Source organism: Microcoleus sp. T3_D1, assembly GCF_036700405.1.
Taxonomy (GTDB): domain Bacteria; phylum Cyanobacteriota; class Cyanobacteriia; order Cyanobacteriales; family Microcoleaceae; genus Microcoleus.
The window spans coordinates 7,503-8,762 of record NZ_JAUBOV010000141.1; the positions used below are offsets into that span (position 1 = coordinate 7,503).

At 50.4% G+C, this 1,260-nt stretch carries 1 protein-coding gene; it reads left to right on the forward strand.

Annotated elements, in window-relative coordinates; genetic code table 11:
• Positions 1–1,260 (forward strand): putative Ig domain-containing protein (locus QT992_RS32250; RefSeq protein ID WP_333378641.1); only part of this gene is annotated, 1,260 nt, incomplete at both ends.

The following is a 1,260-nucleotide window of genomic DNA, read 5'->3' on the forward strand; positions in this document are numbered from 1 at the left end:
CCTGCGAGATACACAGACGAACATCACCACCCGCCTCTCCCTTGACTCCGCTGCTGCTCAGGGAAATAACGGCTCCGATCAGCCCAGTATCTCACCCGATGGGCGTTATGTGGTGTTTTACTCTTTTGCCTCCAACCTGGTGACAGGGGACACTAACAACAGGCCTGACATTTTCCTGCGAGATACACAGACGAACACCACCACCCGCCTCTCCCTTGACTCCGCTGCTGCTGAGGGAAATAGGGACTCCTTTAATCCCAGTATCTCAGCCAATGGGCGTTATGTGGTGTTTGAGTCTGATTCCAACCTGGTGACAGGGGACACTAACAGCTCTCGTGACATTTTCCTGCGCGATCGCTCTCCAACCATCACCCGTGTCACCTCCACTACCCTAGATGGTCTCTATGGTATTGGCCAAACCATTAGCATTACCACGGAATTTGATGTCCCTGTTACTGTCGTGGGCAAACCTCAACTGCAACTGGAAACCGGAACTACCGACCAATATGCTACCTACAGCAGTGGTACCGGCGGTAAAACCCTCACTTTTAACTATATTGTCCAAGGGGGAGACGAGTCCCTTGACCTAGAATCTCTGACCATAAATGCCCTCACCCTCAATGGCGGCACGATTCAAGATATTGGGGGACTTAATGCTATATTAACCCTCCCCACCTTGGGTTCAGCCCTATCCCTGGGAGGGAGTAAAGCCCTGGTCATTGATGGTATCGCCCCCACTGTCACGATTAACCAAGGAAGTAGTCAAGCCGACCCGACGGCAAATACCCTGATTAACTACACCGTTCAATTTAGTGAACCGGTGACGGGGTTTGATAAGACGAAAGTTACTCTCAGTGGTACCGCCGGACCCACTACCACCGAGGTGACAGGAGGTGGTACAACTTACAATGTGGCAGTCAGTGGCATGACTCAAGCGGGTACTGCGATCGCTAGTATTAATGCCAATGCGGTTACGGATCTAGCTGGGAACCCTAACACAGCCAGTACCAGTACAGATAACCAAGTTACCTTCACTAAAAATACCGCTCCAGTTGTCGCTACTGCAATTACCGATAAATCAGTTACGGTGAACACAGCATTTAGTTATACAGTACCAACGGGTACATTTACCGATGCTGAAAACGATCCTTTAATTTACACCGCAACAAAGGAAGACGGAACCGCTTTACCGACTTGGTTAACATTTAATGCCGCAACAGGCATCTTTGGTGGCACACCTGCAACGGCGGATCTGGGGAA